The organism is Dokdonella sp. GW821-FHT11D02, assembly GCF_058808595.1.
In genome coordinates, this window is sequence record NZ_CM179520.1 from 4,742,078 (window position 1) to 4,762,108 (window position 20,031).

21 protein-coding genes are annotated in these 20,031 nt (G+C 68.4%); 15 read left to right on the top strand and 6 right to left on the bottom strand.

Going from position 1 to position 20,031, the window contains the following annotated elements:
• Positions 1-45 precede the first annotated feature (45 nt).
• From AC3QL3_RS20040 to AC3QL3_RS20055, 4 genes are read left to right on the top strand one after another with little or no spacing between them, the layout of a single operon-like run.
• Positions 46-843 (top strand): uroporphyrinogen-III synthase, encoded by a 798-nt coding sequence (locus AC3QL3_RS20040; protein WP_492895878.1) that lies wholly within the window; start codon positions 46-48, stop codon positions 841-843.
• Between the two features lie 56 nt (positions 844-899).
• Positions 900-2,000 (top strand): uroporphyrinogen-III C-methyltransferase, encoded by a 1,101-nt coding sequence (locus AC3QL3_RS20045; RefSeq protein WP_492895879.1) that lies wholly within the window; start codon positions 900-902, stop codon positions 1,998-2,000.
• Positions 1,997-3,256, top strand: coding sequence for a heme biosynthesis HemY N-terminal domain-containing protein (locus AC3QL3_RS20050; RefSeq protein WP_492895880.1), 1,260 nt, complete (start codon positions 1,997-1,999; stop codon positions 3,254-3,256). Before AC3QL3_RS20045 ends, AC3QL3_RS20050 begins: the two co-directional genes overlap by 4 nt.
• A gap of 19 nt (positions 3,257-3,275) precedes the next feature.
• Positions 3,276-3,797 carry a YegJ family protein gene (locus AC3QL3_RS20055; protein WP_492895881.1) on the top strand — a complete coding sequence of 174 codons (522 nt, stop codon included), beginning with the start codon at positions 3,276-3,278 and terminating at the stop codon, positions 3,795-3,797.
• 43 nt (positions 3,798-3,840) lie between these two features.
• Here the strand turns inward: AC3QL3_RS20055 and AC3QL3_RS20060 are convergent, their stop codons facing one another.
• Together AC3QL3_RS20060 and AC3QL3_RS20065 are read right to left on the bottom strand one after the other, a co-directional pair.
• Entirely contained in the window at positions 3,841-4,407 is a 567-nt protein-coding gene (locus AC3QL3_RS20060) for a DUF2845 domain-containing protein (RefSeq protein ID WP_492895882.1), read from the bottom strand.
• 53 nt (positions 4,408-4,460) lie between these two features.
• On the bottom strand, positions 4,461-5,522 hold the full coding sequence (locus AC3QL3_RS20065; protein ID WP_492895883.1) for a 2Fe-2S iron-sulfur cluster-binding protein: 1,062 nt from the start codon (positions 5,520-5,522) through the stop codon (positions 4,461-4,463).
• A 93-nt stretch (positions 5,523-5,615) separates the two neighbouring features.
• On the opposite strand from AC3QL3_RS20065, the gene AC3QL3_RS20070 reads away from it, so the two are divergent.
• The 4 genes from AC3QL3_RS20070 to AC3QL3_RS20085 are packed head-to-tail and all read left to right on the top strand — an operon-like array spanning position 5,616 to position 8,885.
• A complete protein-coding gene (locus AC3QL3_RS20070) occupies positions 5,616-6,047 on the top strand; it encodes a hotdog fold thioesterase (protein WP_492895884.1) in 432 nt (143 codons plus the stop codon).
• Complete coding sequence (locus AC3QL3_RS20075) at positions 6,044-7,000, top strand: serine/threonine protein kinase (RefSeq protein ID WP_492895885.1); 957 nt, start codon at positions 6,044-6,046, stop codon at positions 6,998-7,000. The genes AC3QL3_RS20070 and AC3QL3_RS20075 overlap by 4 nt, the downstream gene beginning before the upstream one ends.
• Before the next feature lie 51 nt (positions 7,001-7,051).
• Positions 7,052-7,858 (top strand): lysophospholipid acyltransferase family protein, encoded by an 807-nt coding sequence (locus tag AC3QL3_RS20080; protein ID WP_492895886.1) that lies wholly within the window; start codon positions 7,052-7,054, stop codon positions 7,856-7,858.
• Positions 7,851-8,885, top strand: a complete 1,035-nt coding sequence (locus AC3QL3_RS20085) for a YheT family hydrolase (protein WP_492895887.1) — start codon at positions 7,851-7,853, stop codon at positions 8,883-8,885. Before AC3QL3_RS20080 ends, AC3QL3_RS20085 begins: the two co-directional genes overlap by 8 nt.
• 57 nt (positions 8,886-8,942) lie before the next feature.
• Here AC3QL3_RS20085 and AC3QL3_RS20090 read toward each other — a convergent pair whose 3' ends face one another.
• Entirely contained in the window at positions 8,943-9,959 is a 1,017-nt protein-coding gene (locus AC3QL3_RS20090; RefSeq protein ID WP_492895888.1) for a hypothetical protein, read from the bottom strand.
• An 82-nt stretch (positions 9,960-10,041) separates the two neighbouring features.
• Positions 10,042-11,523 carry an AAA family ATPase gene (locus tag AC3QL3_RS20095; protein WP_492895889.1) on the bottom strand — a complete coding sequence of 494 codons (1,482 nt, stop codon included), beginning with the start codon at positions 11,521-11,523 and terminating at the stop codon, positions 10,042-10,044.
• A gap of 163 nt (positions 11,524-11,686) precedes the next feature.
• On the opposite strand from AC3QL3_RS20095, the gene AC3QL3_RS20100 reads away from it, so the two are divergent.
• The 7 genes from AC3QL3_RS20100 to AC3QL3_RS20130 all read left to right on the top strand — a co-directional run bounded on the left by AC3QL3_RS20100 (position 11,687) and on the right by AC3QL3_RS20130 (position 19,036).
• Positions 11,687-13,768: a tetratricopeptide repeat protein gene (locus tag AC3QL3_RS20100; RefSeq protein ID WP_492895890.1), complete on the top strand. Its 2,082-nt coding sequence runs from the start codon at positions 11,687-11,689 to the stop codon at positions 13,766-13,768.
• Between the two features lie 8 nt (positions 13,769-13,776).
• Positions 13,777-14,880, top strand: a complete 1,104-nt coding sequence (locus AC3QL3_RS20105) for a PQQ-dependent sugar dehydrogenase (protein ID WP_492895891.1) — start codon at positions 13,777-13,779, stop codon at positions 14,878-14,880.
• Between the two features lie 3 nt (positions 14,881-14,883).
• Positions 14,884-15,516, top strand: coding sequence for a YbhB/YbcL family Raf kinase inhibitor-like protein (locus AC3QL3_RS20110; protein WP_492895892.1), 633 nt, complete (start codon positions 14,884-14,886; stop codon positions 15,514-15,516).
• A gap of 28 nt (positions 15,517-15,544) precedes the next feature.
• On the top strand, positions 15,545-16,843 hold the full coding sequence (locus tag AC3QL3_RS20115; protein WP_492895893.1) for an aspartyl/asparaginyl beta-hydroxylase domain-containing protein: 1,299 nt from the start codon (positions 15,545-15,547) through the stop codon (positions 16,841-16,843).
• Between the two features lie 148 nt (positions 16,844-16,991).
• Complete coding sequence (locus tag AC3QL3_RS20120; protein ID WP_492895894.1) at positions 16,992-17,972, top strand: WD40/YVTN/BNR-like repeat-containing protein; 981 nt, start codon at positions 16,992-16,994, stop codon at positions 17,970-17,972.
• A gap of 106 nt (positions 17,973-18,078) precedes the next feature.
• The gene (locus AC3QL3_RS20125) at positions 18,079-18,558 is read left to right on the top strand and encodes a YiiD C-terminal domain-containing protein (RefSeq protein WP_492895895.1); all 480 of its coding nucleotides are present in this window, start codon (positions 18,079-18,081) and stop codon (positions 18,556-18,558) included.
• Between the two features lie 46 nt (positions 18,559-18,604).
• Complete coding sequence (locus tag AC3QL3_RS20130) at positions 18,605-19,036, top strand: hypothetical protein (protein ID WP_492895896.1); 432 nt, start codon at positions 18,605-18,607, stop codon at positions 19,034-19,036.
• 32 nt (positions 19,037-19,068) lie between these two features.
• Here AC3QL3_RS20130 and AC3QL3_RS20135 read toward each other — a convergent pair whose 3' ends face one another.
• Together AC3QL3_RS20135 and AC3QL3_RS20140 are read right to left on the bottom strand one after the other, a co-directional pair.
• Positions 19,069-19,449: a VOC family protein gene (locus tag AC3QL3_RS20135; RefSeq protein WP_492895897.1), complete on the bottom strand. Its 381-nt coding sequence runs from the start codon at positions 19,447-19,449 to the stop codon at positions 19,069-19,071.
• A gap of 42 nt (positions 19,450-19,491) precedes the next feature.
• On the bottom strand, positions 19,492-20,028 hold the full coding sequence (locus AC3QL3_RS20140; protein ID WP_492895898.1) for a DUF4199 domain-containing protein: 537 nt from the start codon (positions 20,026-20,028) through the stop codon (positions 19,492-19,494).
• Positions 20,029-20,031: the final 3 nt, after the last annotated feature.

Genomic DNA, 20,031 nt, shown 5'->3' on the forward strand with positions numbered 1-20,031 from the left:
TGATCCCTCGGCAAAAGCATCTCATCCGCGGCATGCACCAGCAACATGAGCGGTAGCAGACTCTCCGCCATCGCTTCGCATGCGCCCTTCGCCGGCGCCACCGTCGTCGTAACACGGCCGGCATCGTCGGCGGCGACACTGACGCGGCGGATCCGGCTTCTCCGCGGCGCTCCGATTCGCCTGCCCGGCCTTTCGTTGCGCGCGGCTACGGAGGAAATGCTCGCTTCTGCACGTACGCGCGTCGGCGGATTGGACGGCTTGATCTTCACCAGCCCCGCTGCCGTGCGCTATGCACTCGCAGGCGCCTCGTCGTTGCCGATTCCCGAGCAGGCCTTTCTTTGCGCCATCGGCACCAGCACGCAACGCGCACTCGCACGACACGGCCTCGCCAGCGTCGCCCCGCAGCGCGCCGACAGCGAGGGCCTGCTCGCGCTGCCCGAACTCGCGCAGGTGCACGGCCGGCGCATCGGATTGGTCGGTGCGCCGGGCGGACGCGATCTGATCGAGACGACATTGCGCGCACGCGGCGCCGACATCGAACCCATCCACGTCTACCAGCGCGTGCCGCCGCGCTGGACGCAACGCACGCTCGATCGGCTCGCGCTCGCCCCCGACCCGCTGCTGACCCTGATCTCCAGCGGCGAGACGCTGAATCATCTGGTCGCGCGCCTTCCGACCGCCGCACTGGCACGCTTGCGCGCGCAGATCCTCGTCGTCAGCAGCGATCGGCTCGCCGCGCTGGCGCGTGCGCATGCGTTCGAGGAGGTGCGCGTAGCCGCGTCGGCCTTGCCAGCGGATCTGCTGGAGGCTGCGCGGAAGGCCTTGGCGCGACACCGCTTGTGACAGGACGATGCGTTTTCGTGGCTGCCCTCGCCACGCAGTTCGGCTAGCATGGCCGCATGAGCGAGGACACCGAAACCGCGTCGCCCACGCCCGCCGCCGAGCCCACCCGGCCCGCTTCGGAATCGCGCGCCGCTGCGACGGCCCCGGCGCGACGCGGCGGCGGCTTGGCCATCCTGATCTCTCTGCTCGCGCTGGCGGCCGCCGGCGCTGCTTTGTGGTTCGCCTATTCGCTCAAGCAAGGGCAGGCCGATGCGCAGGCCGCTCTGCGCGGCGACTTGCAAGCACGCGTCGACGAACTTGCGCGCGGCACCGAGCAACGCAAACGCGAATTCGACGGCTTGCGCGCGCGCTTGACCGACGCCGACGGCGTCAACAAGAGCGTGCGCGAAGAACTGCTCGGCCTCGGCGAACGTTCGCGACATCTCGAAGACGCGGTCGCCAATCTGGCCGAGCAGCGCATGAGCGGACGCGACGCGCTGGCGATGAACGAAGCCGAATTCCTGTTGCAGCTGGCGCAGGAACGCCTCGCGCTGTTCCACGACGCACAGGCCGCGATCGCCGCCTATCGGCTGGCCGATTCGGCGCTGGCGGCGGCGGAAGATCCGGTCTTCGCCTCGGTGCGGCAAACCATCGGTGCCGAGCGGCAAGCGCTGGAAGCGAGCAAACCGCTCGAACGTCAGGCGACCCTCGCCGCACTCGAGCGCCTGCGCGGGCAATTGCCGACCTTGGCCAAGGAAACCGCTGCCGCGGCCGAACCGAGTTCGGGCTGGCAGGGTTTCCTGGCTCAGTTCGTGCGCGTCAGCCATAGCGAAGACGCTGCGAATGCAGCACGCGACATCGGCCTGACCCGCTCGCTGACCGCGCTCGACTTGCGCGCCGCGGAAGCGTCCTTGCTCGCGGGCGACGCCGCTGGTTATGCCGATGCGCTCAAGCGCGCGCGCGACGGCCTCGTCGCCGGCTTCGATGCGAACGCGGCGCCGACCAAGGACGCGCTGGCCGCACTTGACCGCCTCGCTGCGCAGCCGCTGGCGCCGGCCTTGCCGGAACTCGGTAGCGCGCTGAAGGAACTGCGCAACCTGCGCGCGACGCGCACGCTGTCGCATCCGCCGGCGGCGGCGCCGCCGAGCGTGACGCCCGATCGCGGAGCGACGTCATGAAGGCGTGGCGCACGATCACGATTCTGTTGCTGGTCGCCGCCCTCGCCGCGTTCGCCTGGCATTGGCTGGCGGCCGATCCGGGCTACGTGCAAGTGCGCTTGCGCGGCACCACGATCGAAACCAGCGTGGTCGCCGCGCTGGCCCTGCTGATCCTGCTCTGGGCGGCCGTGTCGGTGCTTTGGTGGCTATTGCGCTTCCCATTCCGCGCCTGGGGCCGCGCCGTGCGCCGACGCGGCCGCGAACGTCTCGCCGGCGGCCTCACCGCATTCGCCGAGGGCGATTACGCGCAGGCCGAGCGTGAACTCGGCAAGGTGACCAACCAAGCCGCGTTCCGCACGCCGGCCCTGCTGGTGCTCGCGCGCGCCGCGCACGAACGCGGCGAGAACGAGCGCGCCGAGCAGGCGCTGTCGGAAGTTGGTCCCGGCGGCGAGCGCGCCGCCGATGCCTTGCGTGCGCGCTTCCTGCTCGAACGCGACCGCCCCGCCGACGCGCTCGCGCTGTTGAAATCGAAAGCTGCCAACGGCCTTTCGCTGCGCAGCCGGCGCGCGCTGATCGACGCCGCGCTCGCCAGCGGCGACATCCAAGCCGCACTCGATGCGCTGCCGGCGTTCGCCAAGAGCCAATCGCTGACGCCGCAGGCGCAAGCCGCGCTGGAGACGCGCGTACTCGGCGCCGCACTCGCCGCTGCGCCGGATACGGCACGGCTGAACGCCCTGTGGAGCGGCGCGACGCGCGCGCAGCGCCGCCGCGCCGAACTGGTCGCCGCGTTCGCGCGACGCTCGGCCGCGCTCGGTCAGACGCTCGCCGCGATGGACGAGATCGAATCGGCGCTGCGGCGCGAATGGAACGAAGACCTCGCCGCTGCGTACGCCGAACTCGGCCCGAACGAGCTGCCGGCGCGTACGCGCAAAGCCGAGGGCTGGCTCGGCGTGGCGCCCAACAGCCCCGCCCTGCTGACCACGATCGGCCGTCTTTACGTCCAGCAGGAGCAATGGCCCAAAGCCGAGGAAGCGCTCGAACGTGCGCTCGGTCTGGCCGCGACACCGTCCGCCTGGGAGGCGCTCGGCGACTGCCGCAAGGGCGAAGGCGATCTCGCCGCGGCGAGCCAGTGCTATGCGAACGCCTTGCACGTCACGCGTGGCGAGGCGAGTACGCCGGTCGCCCCACGCATCGAACGGAATGCGCTGGATTTGCGCCCGATCGCGTTCGAAGAACGTAGCGAACACGGCGTGCCGCGCTTGCCGGCCGTGAAATAACCACAAGGGGATACCAACGATGAACAAGTACGTGAGCGCCACCGCGCTGATGCTGGGCGCGGCGGTTTCGCTGTCCGCCTTCGCCGCCGGCAAGCCGAGCGAGAGCAAGCCGGACACGAGCAAGCGCAACGAGAGCGAAGTCGTGCTGGTCGACAACGACGATGCGCAGATGGCCGCGGCGATCAAGCAAGCCCGCGCCAAGCTCGACGAATTCCTCGCGATCGCCGCCAATCCGCCGGCCGGCACCTCCGGCTTCAAGTTGAAGGTGATGGTGCGCGACGGCGAAGACACCGAGCATTTCTGGGTGACCCCCTTCCAGGTCGTCGGCAAGGGCTTCAAGGGCACCTTGGCGAACGAACCGCAAATCGTCTCCAACGTCGAGGCCGGCGAAGAGATCGAGTTCTCGCGCGCGGAGATTTCCGACTGGGGCTACACCAAGAACGGCCGCCAAGTCGGCAGCTACACCGTCTGCGTGTTGTTCAAGAAGATGCCGAAGGAGCAGGTGGAGTACTACCGCACGAACCACGGCTTCGATTGCTGAAGCCGCCAGCGCCCGCCTTCGAGCTCAATCGAGGGCGGGCGTTTCAGCGCGACAAAGTGTCGGTGCCGTCGACGCGCCCGTTGACCAGCCGCACCACGCGCAGGAACCGCGAGTCGCCGAAGTCGTACACCCATTCCTCGCGGCGCAGATCGCGCCAGCGCTCCACGCCGGGCACCGGACGTCGCACCAAAGTGTCGTTCTCGACCCGGCGCGAAGCCGGTTCGCCGCAGCGCGCATACAGCTCGCCGGCACTGAAGCCGGCGTAGTCGCGCATCGGATTGCAATCGCCGCCGATTTCGTCGACGCCGTAGCCGAGCGTTTCCTCGCTCAGCAGCTCACCGTCGCGGAACAGGAATTTGCGCATGAACTGGCGCGGCCCGAAGTTGTAGTACCAGACGTCGTACTGCACCGTGCGCTGATGCTCGAGCGGACCGTAGGCGCCGATGATGTCGACGTTGGTGTAGCGGTCGGTCCAGAACGGCTGGCCGCAGCGTTCGCTGACTTGGAAGTCGCGCAGGCCTTCGTTGACGACGCGGTTGCCGCAACGCATGGCGAATGCGCTGGGCGCTGCGAACAGGAGAAACAGGAGCAGCAGAACACGGAGACGCATGGCGAACCTCTGCAGGAAAAGACCACACGCGAATATCGAGTCGCGGCGCGAGTCTACCAGCCGTCCAGACCGGCGCGGCCGCCGAGAATCTTCGCGATCACATCCGGCGCATAGTCGAACGAATCGTAATACAAGCGGTCCTCCGGCAAGCCGGCCTGCACGAAGGCGCGGCGGCCGGCGTCGATCATCGTCGGCGGCCCGCTCATGTACAGATCGAAGGCGCCGAGATCGGGCTGGTCTTCCAGCACGACCTCGTGCACGAAGCCGGCGCGGTGGCCGCCGGCACGATCATCGGACAGCACAGGGACGTAGCGGAATCCGGCAACGTCGCGCGCCCAGCGTTCGGGCAGTTGGCTCAGGTACAGATCCGCGGCCACGCGCGCGCCCCAATAAAGGGCGATCGGCCGGCGCGTGCCCAAGTGCAAGAAGTGCTCGATCAAGGCCTTCACCGGCGCGAAGCCGGTGCCGCCGGCGACGAACAGCAACGGCCGCTCGCTGTCCTCGCGCGGCACGAAGGTGCCGAGCGGCCCTTCGATGTGCAACTGCTCCCCCGGCCGCATCTGCTCGTACACGTAGGAGGTGAAGCCGCCGCCGGCGACGTGGCGCACGTGCAGTTCGATCGTGTCGTCCGCCGGCAGCCCGAGCGCAGGCGCGTTGGCGATCGAGAACGCACGCCGTTTGCCGTCCTCGAGCAGCACGTCGAGGTATTGGCCCGGCAGGCGGCGCAAGCGCGTGCCGTCGACAGCGCGCAGGCTGAGCTTGACGATGTCGAGGCCGAGCACGGCCTTCTCGATCAGTTCCAACGTGAGGCGCCGCCGCGGAATGTCGGCGACCGAAGCGACCTCGCGCGCCGCGATCAACAGATCCGTCAGCGGCACGGCCTGGCACAGCAAGGCCTGATGGCGCAGCTGCTCGATCGCATTCAGCGCGCTCGGCGGATTGCGCGGGTAACTGCACTCGCCCTCGATCAGGGTCGCCTTGCAGCTGCCGCAGACTCCGGCCAGACAGGAATAAGGCAAGGCCAGACCGGCGCGGCGCGCGGCTTCCAGCACGGTTTCGCCGGCGAGGACTTCGAAACGCTTGCCGCTCGCTTGCAAGGTGACGGTGAAGGACATCGGAGAATTGTCGCCGATGCACCGCCCGCGCGGGAATCGCAAGGCGGCTGCGGGCGCTTGCTATAGTGCGGCGCCTAGTTCGCGGAGCCCATCATGCGCATCTGGAAACACGCGATCGACGACGCGCAGCTGGATGCGGTCGGCCAGGGCTGCATGGTCGAGCATCTCGGCATGCGCATCGTCGAAGTCGGCGACGACTTCCTGCGCGGCACCATGCCGGTCGACGCACGCACGCGCCAGCCTTACGGTCTCTTGCACGGCGGCGCCTCGGTCGCGCTGGCGGAAACGCTGGGCAGCCTCGCCGGCCTGCTCGTGCTCGATCCCGCGCGCAACGAAATCGTGGTCGGGCTCGACATCAACGCCAACCATCTGCGCGCCAAAACCGACGGCATCGTCACCGGCACGGCGCGCCCGCTGCACCTCGGCCGCGCGACCCAGGTGTGGGAGATCCGCATCGAAGACGAAGCCGGCAAGCTGGTCTGCATCTCACGGCTGACCTTGGCCGTGATCCCGAAACCGGCGTGAGCGAGTCGAGCGACACGCCCTACGCCGGTCTTTCGCCCGACACGGTGCTCGATGCGATCGACGCCGCCGGTTTCGTCAGCGACGGCCGCTTGCTCGCCCTGGCCAGTTACGAGAACCGCGTCTACCAAGTCGGCCTCGAAGACGCAGCGCCCCTGGTCGCCAAGTTCTACCGGCCCGGCCGCTGGAGCGATGCGGCGATCGCCGAGGAACACGCCTTCGCGCTCGAACTCGCCGCGGCCGAACTGCCGATGGTTGCGCCGTTGCGCCTCGGTGGAACGACGCTGCTGCGCCATGCCGGCTTTCGCTACGCGCTCTATCCGCGCCGCGGCGGCCGTGCGCCGGAGCTCGAATCGACCGAGCACCTGGCCTGGATGGGACGTCTGCTCGCGCGTCTGCACGGCATCGGCGCGCGCACACGCTTCCGCGAGCGCGGCACGATCGACACCGACACCTTCATCCGCGCCGCCGCCCGCGCGACGCTGGCTTCGGGCCTGTTGCCCGAGCGCCTCGCCGAGACCTATCGCACGCGCACCGACGCGATCGCCATGCTGGCGGATGCGCGCTTCGCCGCGGCCGAACCTGCTCGGCTGCGTCTGCACGGCGACTGCCATTCCGGCAACGTGTTGTGGACCGATGCGGGCCCGCACTTCGTCGATCTCGACGACGCGCGCAGCGGCCCCGCGGTGCAGGACCTGTGGATGCTGGCGCCGTCCGAACGCGCGCTCGACGCCCTGCTCGAAGGCTATGCCGAATTCCGCGACTTCGACCCGCGCGAGCTCGCGTTGATCGAACCTTTGCGTGTGCTGCGCCAAGTGCACTGGGCCGGCTGGGTCGCCGCGCGCTGGCACGACCCGGCCTTCCCGCGCGCGTTCGCCTACGTCGGCGAGGCGCGCTGGTGGGAGCAGCATCTGAACGATCTGGCCGAGGCGGCGGCGCGACTGCAGGACGATTGATCGAGGCGAAATGCGGCGGCGCGTCATTCTTCCGCTACCATGGCGATCCCGATGAACGCGCCTGCCGAATCCACCGCCACTCCGTCCCCGGCCGACCGCTTGCGCCCGCTGCGCTATCTGGTCCGCATCCCGCAGCTCGTGCTGCACGGCCTGATCGCGGTCCCGCTCGCCCTGCTCGCGCTGAACCCGCTCGCCGCGCGCCTGCGGGTCGGTAGCGATACCTTCGAACGCTCGATGATCCGCTGGTGGTCGGGGCGGCTGGTGCGCATCTTCGGCTTCCGCATCCGCCGTTTCGGCGAGCCGCTGCCGGGCGCGGTGCTGTACGTCGCCAATCACATCTCCTGGCTCGACATCGAACTGATGCACAGCCAGCGGCCGATCAACTTCGTCGCCAAGAGCGAGATCGCCGGCTGGCCCTTCGTCGGCTGGCTCGCCGCGCGCGCCGGCACCATCTTTCACCGCCGCGGCAGCACCGACTCGCTCGCGACCGTGATGAGCAGCGTGGTCGAACGCCTGCGCGCGGGCAACGGCGTCGGCGTATTCCCTGAAGGCGGCAGCGGCCACGGCGATCGCGTCGGCACGTTCCACGCGCGCATCTTCCAGACCGCGCTCGACGCCGCCGTGCCGGTGCAACCGGTTGCGCTGCGCTACGGCCTCGATTCGCGCCAGGATCCGGGCGTGCCGTTCGGCGCCAAGGAGAGTTTCTTCGGCAACTTCTGGCGCATCCTCGGCGGGCCGCGGCTGGATGCCGAGATCCACTACCTGCAAGCGGTCGAGCCGACGCCGGATGCGCGTCGGCGCATGGCGGAGGAGAGCCGCGCACGCATCGTCAGGCTGCTCGGCTACGGCGATGAATGAGACGCGCGGCGCGAACGGCATCTCGATGACGACGGCCGTACGCGCCTCCGATTTCCGTCCTTCGCGCGCGCTGCGCAATCCGCACCTGCAATCGATCCTCGCTTCGACCGGGCCGCGACGCTGGCTCGCGCGTCGCAGCGGCGCGCTCGAAGTGGGCGCGAGCGAACACGTGCTCGACTGCGGCGACGGCGTGCGCCTGCAAGGATTTCACACCGCGCAGAGCGCGCTCGCGCAGGCGCGCGGCCTGGTCGTGCTGCTGCACGGCTGGGAAGGCAGCACGCGTTCGACCTACATGCTGCGCACCGGCGAACGCCTGCTCGGCGAAGGCTTCGACGTGTTCCGCCTGAACTTCCGCGATCACGGCGACACCCACCATCTCAATCGCGAACTGTTCCATTCCTGCCGCCTCGACGAAGTGGTCGGCGCCGTCGCCGAAATCGGCCGGCGCTTTCCGCACTCGCCGCTCGCCCTCGCCGGCTATTCGCTCGGCGGCAATTTCGCGCTGCGCGTCGCGTTGCGCGCGCCGGCCGCCGGTATCGCGCTGCGCTACGCGGTGGCGGTGTGCCCGGTGGTCAGTCCGCGCGCCGGCCTGTACGCACTCGAAGGCGGGCCGCGCTTCTACGAGCGCTATTTCTTGCACAAATGGCGCAGCTCGCTGCGGCGCAAGCAAGCGCTGTTTCCGGAAGCGGAGCTGTTCACGCCGGGCGAACTCGGCGGCAACCTGCGCGACCTGACGCGCGCGATGGTGATGCGTCACACCGAGTTCGGCTCGCTCGAAAACTACCTCGACGGCTACTCGATCGCCGGCGACGCGCTGGCCGCGTTGAGCGTGCCGGCCAGCATCCTGACCGCTGCCGACGATCCGGTGATTCCGATCGCCGACTTCCGCGCCCTGCGCCTGTCGCCGCAAGTCGAGCTCGACATCGCACCGCACGGCGGCCACTGCGGCTTCCTCAGCGGCTTCGCGCTGCGCAGCTACGCCGAGGATTACATCTCGCTGCAGGTCCGCCGCCACCTCGACGCTTGAACGCGCGTGCCGGGATGTAGCGGATCGTCCGAAAGCGGCCATCCATGGCCGCAGGTTTCAGGCGACGTGCATCACGCTCTTCTTCAGCTTGCCCTCGACGTCTTCGATGCGGCGCCAGCTGCTGTGGTCGTTCATCGTCACCCAGCGGCGCTCTTCGGCGCGGTAGAACCAGTCCTTGTCCTGCTGGAAGTAGATCTGCAGGCCGCCGGTTTCGAGGATGTTGAGGATCTCGTTGCCGTGCGCGCGAATCTCGTCGAAGTCGGTGGTCGCCTTCTGTCCCATCTCGCTGTACAGGCGGTTGAGTTCGAGCAGCAATGCGTTGACGTCCTGGTCGAGCGCCACCGCGTTCAGCCCCATTTTCTGCGCCTCGGCCAACAGCACTGGATAGTTGTGCGAGGGGTACTTGGAGTTGAGCGTGCTGGCGATGCGGTCGACCTTCGACTCGTCGGAGATGTGGTGCAACAGCAGTTCGCGGCAGATCATCAGCGACAGCGATTCGGCGCGATCGACCGCGCCGATCACCAGCGGATGGACGTACTCGAACAGTTTCTTGTACGGATTCTCGGCACTGCCCGATTGCTGCTCCTGCCACAGCCGGATCACGCGATTGACTTCGTCCAGACTCACGCTGACCCGCTCGTTGTCGCGATCGAGCGGCGACAGCGGATGATTGAGCGAGGTGTCGACCGCGGTCAGATACGCCGTCGGCCCCATCCGGATCTCGCTCGCGCCGAGCGCGATCATGGTCGCGGCCGATGCGCATTCCAGCGGCACCAGCGCGATCAGGTTGGAGCAGTACTGGCGCAGCAGGCTGACCAGCCGCAACGAGACCTGGCCGTGGCCGCCGTCGGATTTCAGGAACAGGTAGATCGTCTCCTGCCGGCCCAGCCGCTCGAGCAGTTCGTACAGCACGACCACGTCGGCATGGCAGACCGAGCCGCGCGGATTGTTCCAGTAGCTGATGACCGCGCCGCCCAAACGAGTCGATAGGTTCTTGAGCGCCTCCTGCGTGCGGCTGAACAACACCGGCGGCTGTTTCACCTTGGCGGGCGGTTCCGATTCCGACTTGCTCATCGAACATTTCCTCGAGGTTTTGCCGCGTCCGCAGCGCGGTATGAAATGGTGGGTTGCGTAGATTCGGAGCTGACGAGCGCGGTCAATCCGCCGGTACCGTGCGGCTGCGCGCCCATTCGCGCAACGCCGCCACGCGCTCGGCCATCAGCACCGACAACGGCCGCGTCGCACGCGCTTCGGTCAACAGCTGCTCTTGCGTCGGCGCGGTGCGGCCGTCGGAGGCGTACAGCGCCGCGACGACGATCTGTTCGATCTCGGCGCCGGAATAGCCGTCGGTCGCCGCGGCGAGCGCGTCGACATCGTAATCAGCCGCTTGCAGCTCGCGCCGCTGCAGATGCAGGCGAAAGATTTCCGCGCGCGTCGCCGCGTCCGGCAGGTCGACGAAGAAGATTTCGTCGAAACGGCCCTTGCGCAGCAGCTCCGCCGGCAACGCCTGCACGTCGTTCGCGGTGGCGACCAGGAACACCGGCGCCTTGCGTTCGGCCATCCAGGTCAAGAGGTATCCCATCACGCGACGCGAGACACCGTCGTCGGCGTCGCCGCCGCCGGCCAGCGCCTTCTCGATCTCGTCGATCCACAATACGCACGGCGCCAGCAGCTCGGCGTTCTTCAGCGTCTCGCGCAAGTTGCGCTCGGTTTCGCCGTGAAACTTGTTGTACAGCGTGCCGACGTCGAGCCGCAGCAGCGGCACCGCGAAACCGCCGGCGATCGCCTTCGCCGCCAAGCTCTTGCCGCAGCCTTGCACGCCGAGCAGCAAGACGCCCTTGGGCGGATCGAGCTTGAGCGGCCGCTTCTCGCCGAGAAACGCGCCTTTGCGCTGCGCGATCCAGCGCTTGAGCCGCGCGAGGCCGGCGACATCGGCGAAGCGCGCGGTCTCGTACTCGAAATGCAGCACGCCGTCGCGATCGAGCAAGGCCGCCTTGGCGCGCGCCAGTTCGGGCAGGTCTGCGGCAGTCAGTGCACCGTCGTCGTAGATCAGCTTGCGCACGATGCGGCGCGCCTCGTCCAGATCGAGCCCTTGCAGGTTGCGCACGATCGCGCGCACCGCTTCGGCGTCGACCACCACGCGGCGGCCGTCGTGCTCGCGCGAATAGGCGAACGCTTCGGCGCGCACGAGGTCGGCCAGCGCCTTCGCATCGGGCGGCGCGAACTGGAAATGTGTCGCCGCCGCCTCGAGTTCTGGCGGCAGTTCGTAATCGGTGCCGACCAAAACCAGAGTGTGCTCGGCGCAGTCCTGCCGCTGCACGATCTCGCGCAACAGGCGCAAGGTCATCGGGTAGCGCAGGTAGGGCTGGAAATCGAGCAGCAGATAGACGCTGGGCGTGCGCTGCTGCTTGATCCACTGCAGCATCAGACTCGCATCCGGCGGCGTGTCGCGCTCCTCCTCGCTGTCGAGGTCGATGCGCTGCAAGCCGTCGGTAATGCTCCAGCGGTACAACGGGCGCAACGACTGCGCGATCGCCTGACGAAAGCCCTCGATCACGCGCGCCTCGGCGACGGAATCGATGCACAACAACGGCGTACGCGCACGCAGCAGCGTGACGAGATCCTGGTGGTCGGCCATGAACGGGTCGGAGCGGTGGGCTGGCGGCGCGCGGGGCGGGCAAGCCTAGCATGCCCGCATCGGGCATAATTTCCGGCCTCGATCGCCGTTCATCGCACTCGATCCGCCGCCGCCGGCCGCGCCAGGCCGGCACCGCCTTCCGTCTGCACGGTTTTTTTCTTTCATGCTCAAAGAAACACTCGAACACCACCGCCAGGGCCGCCTCGCCGAAGCCGAACAGGGCTATCGCAACTGGCTCGTCGAACATCCCAACGACGCCGACGTGATGCACGCGCTCGGCCTCTTGCGCCATCAAGCAGGGCGAACCGACGAGGCGGTGGGCCTGCTCGAACGCGCGCACGGAATCGCGCCGGACGATGCGCGCATCGATCTCGGCCTCGCCTCGATGCGCCTTTCCCTCGGCCAGCAAGAGACGGCTCAGCGCGGCTTCGAACGCGCGCTGTCGCTCGATCCGAATCTGGCCGGCGCGCACATCGGCTTGGGTCAGATCGCGCTGTCGCGCGGCGAGTTCGACCAGGCCGAGCAGCACTTCCGCGTCGCGCTGCGCGCGGACGAGGACCCGCACGCGCTCGCCGGCGTCGGCGCGCTGAGCGGCGCACGCGGCGACATGGACGCCGCGCTGCGTTATCTGATGCGGGCGGCGGAACTCGAGCCCAATTCGGCGCTGATCCAGTTCCTGCTCGGCCAGGCATTCAGCCGGCGCGGCACACCCGCCTTCGCCGAGCGCGCCTACCAGAACGCGCTGCAGATCAATCCCAATATGCATCAGGTGCGCCCGTGGCTGGCCGAGCATTTGATCCGCGAGGAGCGCGCGGCCGAAGCCGAGCCGCATTACCTGCGCCTGCGCGAAGTGCCGGGCTACGAACGCGTCGTTCAACTCGGCCTGGCCGACGTCGCGCGCGCGGACGGGCGTCTGGAAGAAGCCGTCGCCGGCTATCGCGCCGCGCTTGAGGTCGATCCGACCCTGTCGATGCCGACGCGCGCGCTGGCGATGAGCTTGGCCGAGCTCGGCCGCAACGACGAAGTGGTCGACGCGTACAGCCGCTACCTCGCGCACGTGCCCGACGACGACGACATGCGCGCGCTGCGCGCCGACATTCAGATGCTGACCGGGCAATGGCCGCAAGCCGCGCTCGACCTGCGCATCTTGAGCGACCGCAATCCGCTCGACACCGAGGCGCGCAACCGCCTGGCCATCGTCGAGGAGTATCTCGGCGTGCTCGACAGCGCGCGCGCGAACGCCGCCGCCGTGCTGCGCACGAAACCCGACGATGCCGAGATGCGCCTGATCCAGATTCGCGCGCTGCTGCAGGCGGGCGACAACGCCGGCGCGCGCAGCGCTCTCGAGCAGTTCGGCAAGCTGTCGTTGAGCGAAGGCCAGAACCGCTTGCGCCTGAATTATCTCGGGCGTGTGCACGATCGCGCCGGCGAAGCCGCCGACGCCGTGCGCTGTTTCGCCGAAGCGCAACGCGGCGGATCGGCCGCGATGCCGCCGCTGGACGCGCCACGCCCGGAACTGGCCGCCGCGCTGGAGGAAGCGCCCGGCGAACCGTGGGCGGATGCGCCGGTATTGCTGCTCGGCATGCCCGGCAGCGGCGTCGAACGCATCGCCGAATTGCTCGCCGATCAGCAGCCGGCGATCGGCGTGCTGCGCGATCGCGTCGGCACGACGATGCGCGACGACGATTTCAACCTGCCGCGGTTCCGTCACTACTGCGGCGAGCTCGACGAAGGCGAGCGCGCCGCGCTGCGCGAGCGCTACCTGGCACCGCTGCGCGCACGCGGCATCGGACCGGGGCGACTGCTGGTCGATTGGCTGCCGCGCTGGGATGCGCACCTGCTCGCGCTGGTGCGTCGCGCGATGCCGGGCACGCGCCTGATCGTGGTCGAGCGCGATCCGCGCGACGCCCTGCTGAACTGGCTCGGCATCGGCTTCACCGCCGGTTTCCCGTGCGGCGACGCGCTCGCCGCCGCGCAATGGCTGGCGCGCGCGCGCACGCACCTGCGTCACGGCGCGGAACTGGACCAACCGCAGCGGCTGGTCGTCAATGCCGACGCGGTGCTCGACGATCCGGCCGGCGCCGGCGCTGAACTCGCGCGCTTTCTCGGACTCGAACAACTGCAACCCGGCCCGCGCTTCGCTTTCAACATGCGCGGCCTGGGCGGGTTGCCGATCCGCTTCCCGGCCGGGCATTGGCAGCACTATCGCGAGGCCCTGGCCGAACCGTTCCGATTGCTCGAATAGGAGACCGAATGCGCCGCTACGCTCTGCTCGCACTCGCCTTTCTCGCGGCGCCCTGCGGCGCCGCGGTCAAGTTGGATACGCTGACCCTGCCGCCCGGCTTCAAGATCGAGCGCTACGCCGAGGACGTGCCGAACGCGCGCCAGCTCGCGCTCGGCGCCAAGGGCACGGTGTTCGCCGGCTCGCGCGACGCCGGCAAGGTCTATGCGCTGACCGATACCGACGGCGACGGCCGCGCCGACAAGGTACGTATTCTGGCAAGCGGCTTGCGCATGCCGTCGGGCGTCGCGTTCCACGGCGGTGATCTCTACATCGGCGCGGTCGACCGCATCCTCGTGCTGCGCGGCATCGAGGACAAACTCGACCAGCCGCCTAAACCCGAAATCGTCACCGACAAACTGCCCAGCGACGCGCACCACGGCTGGAAGTTCATCGCCTTCGGTCCCGACGACCGCCTGTACGTGCCGATCGGCGCGCCGTGCAACATCTGCGACAAGGGCAAGGACTACGCCAAGCTGATCAGCATGAAGGCGGACGGCAGCGACTGGCGCGACGAGGCTTACGGCATCCGCAACACGGTCGGCTTCGACTGGCAGCCCGGCACGAAACAACTTTGGTTCACCGACAACGGCCGTGACATGCTCGGCGACGATCTGCCGGCGGACGAATTGAACCGCATTAGCCGGCGCGGCGAACACTTCGGCTATCCGTATTGCCATCAAGGCGATTCGCTCGATCCGGAGTTCGGCGCCGGTAAGTCGTGCAAGGACTACATCGCGCCCGCATTCAAGCTCGGCGCGCACGTCGGCGCGATCGGCATGCGCTTCTACACCGGCTCGATGTTTCCGGCCGCCTGGCGCGGCGCGGCGATCGTCGCCGAACACGGCTCGTGGAACCGCTCGAAGAAATCCGGCTACCGCATCGTCGCGATCGCCACCGACGGCGCCAAGGCGAAGCAACAGGACGTGCTGATCGACGGCTTCCAACGCAACGAAGTCGCGCAAGGCCGGCCCGCCGACGTGCTGGTGATGCCCGACGGCGCGCTCTTGGTTTCCGACGACTACGCCGACGCGGTCTATCGCGTCAGCTATGCGGCCCCGGCCAAAGGGAAGTAAGCCATGCAACTGCGCAGCAACGATTTCAACGATCTGCAGCCGATCCCCGACGCACTCGCCTTCGGCAAGCCCGGCGCGAACGGCGAGCCGTGCGTATTCAGCGCGAATCTGAACCCGCATCTGGCCTGGTCCGAGCCGCCCGCCGGCACGCGCTCGTTCGCCCTCCTGTGCATCGACGACGACGTGCCTACCGTCGGCGACGACGTCAACCAACCCGGCCGCCGCGTGCCCGCTTCGCTGCCGCGTGCGGAGTTCGTGCACTGGCTCTTGGTCGATCTGCCGCCCGAGCTGTGCGAGCTTGCGCGCGGCAGCTGCAGCGACGGCGTCATCGAACGCGGCAAGCGTCAGCCGCGCGGGCCGGCCGGATCGCGCCAAGGCCGCAACGACTACACCGGTTGGTTCGCCGGCGACGCCGCGATGGCCGGCGACTATCTCGGCTACGACGGTCCGTGCCCGCCGTGGAACGACGATCGCCTGCATCACTACCGTTTCGTGCTGCATGCGCTCGATCTCGCCGCGCTCGATCTGCCGACGCCGTTCGGCCTCAGCGACGTGCGCGCCGCGCTGCGCGGCCACGTCCTCGCCGAGACCACGCTGACCGGCACCTACACCTTGAACCCCGCGCTGCGGCGGTGAGTCCGCGTTCCGCGCGAGCAGCCTGCGCATGAGTGCGGCCGACCTCGCCGCGCGCCGTCGCGCCGCGCGCGCCTTGGCCGAGCAAGGTCGCATCGTCGAAGCCGAACGCGAGTTCGGCCTCGTGCTGCAGGAAGCAGCGGACGACCTCGATGCGCTGAATTTCCTCGCGCTGTGCGCGCACGGCCGCGGCCGCTACGAGCAAGCACTCGGATTGCTCGAACAGGCGCGGCGTGCGCATGCGGACGACGCGGTCACGCTCGGCAATCTCGGCGTGTTGTATCGCGAGCGCGGCCGCTTGGGCGAAGCGCACGACGCGCTGTCCGACGCGCTGCGGCGACAACCGGACGCATTCGTCACACGCCTGCGTCTGGGTGAAGTGCTGCAGACGCTCGGCCGCGATGCCGACGCGTTGCCGGCGTACTTCGGCGCGATCGTGACTGCGCAACGGCACGGCGCCTGGCTCGACGAGGCGAGTACGCCGCCGCCGTTGCGCCCGCTGGTGCAGCACGCGATGCGCAGCGTCGCCGGCGGCCGCCGCGCGCTGTTCCGCGCGCTGCTCGATCCTTTGCGCGAGCGTCACGGCGGCGCCGCCTTGGCGCGCGTCGAACGCTGCCTGGCGATGTATCTCGGCGACCAGCCGCTGGTTTATGCGCAAAGCGGACAGCGGCCGAAGTTCTTGTACTTCCCCGACCTGCCCAGTCCGCGCTACTTCGAGCGCGAACGGTTTCCGTGGTACGCCGCGCTGGAAGCGCAAGCGCCGGCGATCCGCGCGGAGATGCTGGCGGTATTGGCCGAGTCGCGCGGCTTCGAGCCGTTCCTCGGCGAGATCGACGATCCGCGCCTGCTGCAAGAACAACTCCGCGGCGAGCGCGGCACGCCGGCGTGGGATGCGTATTTCTTCTATCGCCACGGCGTGCGCCACGAGGACAACGCACGGCGCTGCCCGCGCACCGCGGCAGCACTCGACGCCGCCCCGCTGTGCCGCATCCGCGAGCACGCGCCGGAAGTTTGCTACTCGGTGCTCGCGCCCGGCTCGCACATCCTGCCGCACTACGGCGTCACCAACACGCGCGTGGTCACCCATCTGCCGCTGCTGGTGCCCGACGATTGCGCCCTCGTCGTCGGCGGCGAACGGCGGCTGTGGCAGGAAGGCGTCTGCTTCAGCTTCGACGACACCTACGAGCACGAAGCCTGGAACCGCAGCGCCGACACGCGCGTGGTGATGCTGCTCGACGCCTGGAATCCCTACCTCAGCAAGGTCGAATGCGACGCGCTGACGACGCTGATCGGGGCGATCGGCGACTTCAATCGCGCCGCCGCGATCTGAATCGCACCGCATCGATACACCGGAGCCTCGAACAGCGCCGGCAAGAGCGTGCGCGCCGCCACAAAATGGAAAATTGCGAGCCCCGCGACCAAATCGGACGTACTACCGTCCTTGTTCGACCTCGCTCTTGATTGGAACCGCCAGCCCCATGAGTCCCATTTCGATTTCGCTGCTCGCCATCGCCCTCAACGCCGGCACGCCGGCAGCGCCCAGTAGCTGGGTGCTCGGCCAGGGCAGCGCCGACTGCAGCGGCACCGACGTCGATTTCTCCGACGCGCGCCACGGCTTCGCCTCTTGCGCATTCTCCCAGATCATGACCACCGACGACGGCGGTCTGAACTGGAGCGTGAGCGAGACGTCGCTGCAACAAAGCCTCTTGTTCGCACACGCAGTGAGCGCCGACGAGTTGTACAGCGCGCGGCTCGGGATGTATCACAGCACCGATCGCGGGCATACCTGGACCGAGCTCGGCAATTTGAGCGCCTCGGAGGCCGGCTCGGTGTTCGATGCGTATTTCGCCGCGAGCGGACGCATCGTCGCGATCCGCGGCGGCGACGTGCTCTACAGCGACGACAGCGGCGCGACCTGGCAGACCGGCTTCCCGGCGCAGTTCCCGATCTTCCCCGACGAGCTGCATTTCCCGAGCGACACGGTCGGCTACGCCACCGGCGGCATCACCACCGAACAGGGCAGTTCGGGCACCGTCCTGCGCAGCAGCGACGGCGGTAACAGCTGGAGCATCCTGGAGTTCACCCACGGCGAGATTCAGGCGGCGGACTTCTTCGACGAAGACCACGGCGTAGTCGCGACCCTGACCAGCGAGGTCTATACCACCGCCGACGGCGGCGCCAGCTGGCAGTTGCTGTCGACCTTGCCCGACAACGCGACCGCGATGGACCTGGTCCACCGCGACGCGAAGCATTGGTACATCGCCACGGTGCAGGGCTGCCTGCTCGAGACCTACGACGCCGGCGCCACTTGGCAGACCGGCTACTGCGATCCGGACCAGCGCGCCTTGGTGGCGATCAGCCTGCGCGGCGGCGCGGCAGTGGCGGTCGGCAACGACGGCATCGTGCTGTACGAAGACCGCATCTTCCGCGACGGGTTCGGGGCTGCCGGCGGCGGCTGAGCGGGCGGCGGCCACTGTGATGGAGCGATCGCAATCGTCGGCGTTGAGCGAGGCCGTCGATTGGGGGACACTCGCGCGCCCTGCCGAACCGAACGCACGGACGCCGATGATCGATCTCGCTCACGCCACGCACGCGCTGCACGCCGCCGCGCTCGAACGCGAACTCTTGTCCGACATTCCGCTGGCGCGCGCGATGGCGTTGACGGCGAGCGCCTACGACGGCGACTCGCTGCACTTGGCGGTGCCGCTCGCGCCGAACGTCAACGACAAGGGCTGCGCGTTCGGCGGAAGTCTGGCCAGCCTGATGACCCTGGCTGGCTGGGGCCTGATCCGTCTCGCTCTGGATGCGCGCAATCTGCACTGCGACATCTACGTGCAGGACAGCTCGATCCGCTACCTCGCGCCGGTGTGGCAGGATTTCGAAGCGGTCGCGCGGCTGGCCGAGGGCGAGCGCTTCGAGGACTTCTTCACGACGCTGGCGGCGCGCGGCAAGGCACGTCTGCGCACGCATTGCCTGGTGCCGCTGGCCGACGCGACACCGGCGGCGACACTGGAAGCGCGCTTCGTCGCGATCGCAAAGCGCTGACGGTCGTCAGCGCTTTGCGGCACAATCGAATTTCGGGAGGATCCGCATGCGCCGCTACCGTACTCACTTCCTGCTGCTCGCCGTCGCCAGCGCGCTGCTCGCGTCGTGCGCAACCGACAAGATGCGCTCGAAGGAAACCGTGCTGACCGACACGCTGCGCACCTACGCGGCGACGATCCGCTGGGGCGACGTCACCCAAGCGCAGTCCTTCATCGATCCGAAATTATTGGCCGAGCATCCGCCGAGCGCGCTCGATCTGGCGCGCTTCAAGCAGGTGCGAATCACCGGCTACAACGAGCAGCCGGCGGTACCGGTCGGCGAAGACGAAGTGCGCCAGGTGGTCGAGATCAGCCTGGTCAACGTCTACACCCAGGCCGCGCGCAGCGTGGTCGATCACCAGACCTGGCGCTATGACGAACCGACCAAACGCTGGCTGCTGATGACCGGGCTGCCCGACATCACCACGCCGTCGCAGTAAGGCGCGCCGGGCGGTTCAGCTATCGGCGCGGCTTACGATCCGGCCGGTGGCTGCCACAGTTCGACTTTGTTGCCTTCCGGGTCCATCACCCAGCCGAACTTGCCGTACTCCGACTCGTCGGTCTTATCCAGCACCTCGCAGCCTTCTTCGCGCAGGGCCTGCAGCAAGGCGTGCAGATCGTCGACGCGGTAGTTGACCATGAACCCGGCGCGGCTCGGCGCGAAGTAGGACCCATCGCCGATCGACCAGGCGGTGGTGCCGCCGACCGGCGTGCCGCTGTCGTCGGTCCAGCGGAATGCGGCGCCGCCCCATTCCTGCACGTCGATGCCGAGGTGCTTCTTGTACCAGGCGCACAGCGCAGACGGATCCTTCGCGCTGAGAAACACCCCGCCGATGCCGGTGACTCTTTTCATGTCGTCTCCCTAGATCGTTGAAATCGATGCGTCGCGGTTCGCTCAGGCGCCGGCCAGCGCGGACGCTGCGCGCCGGCGCAGGATCGCTGCGGAAATGAGGCTGATCGCCAGACCGATCAGAAATAGGGTAGCGAACATCACCGCGGCCTGGAACGCGTAGTTGAAGAACAGCGGCCGCATCTGCTCCATCTCGGCCAGCTGGCGCGCGATGCTGGCCGCATCGGCACCGCTGCCCTGGATCTGCGCGACGTAGTGGTCCCACAGCTTCTGCGGAAAGCCGTCACCCATGATCCAATAGAACGCGTACGTGGCCAGACCGAACAAGAGCGAAGCGACCGCGCTCACGCCGACGCCGATGCCCAGAGCGCGCGAGAAGCTCAAGACGCCGCCGCGCCGCTCGCGTTCGCGGCGCATCGCGAAATAGACCGTCGTCATCGTCAGCACCATCGAGCTGTAGCCGACGATCTCGCCGTAGCGGAACCAGTCCGCGCGGCCGCCGAACACGGCGATCGGTCCGAACATCAGCACGTTGACCAGCACACCGGCCAGCAGGCCGTAACGCAGCACCAGCGATTTCATGGC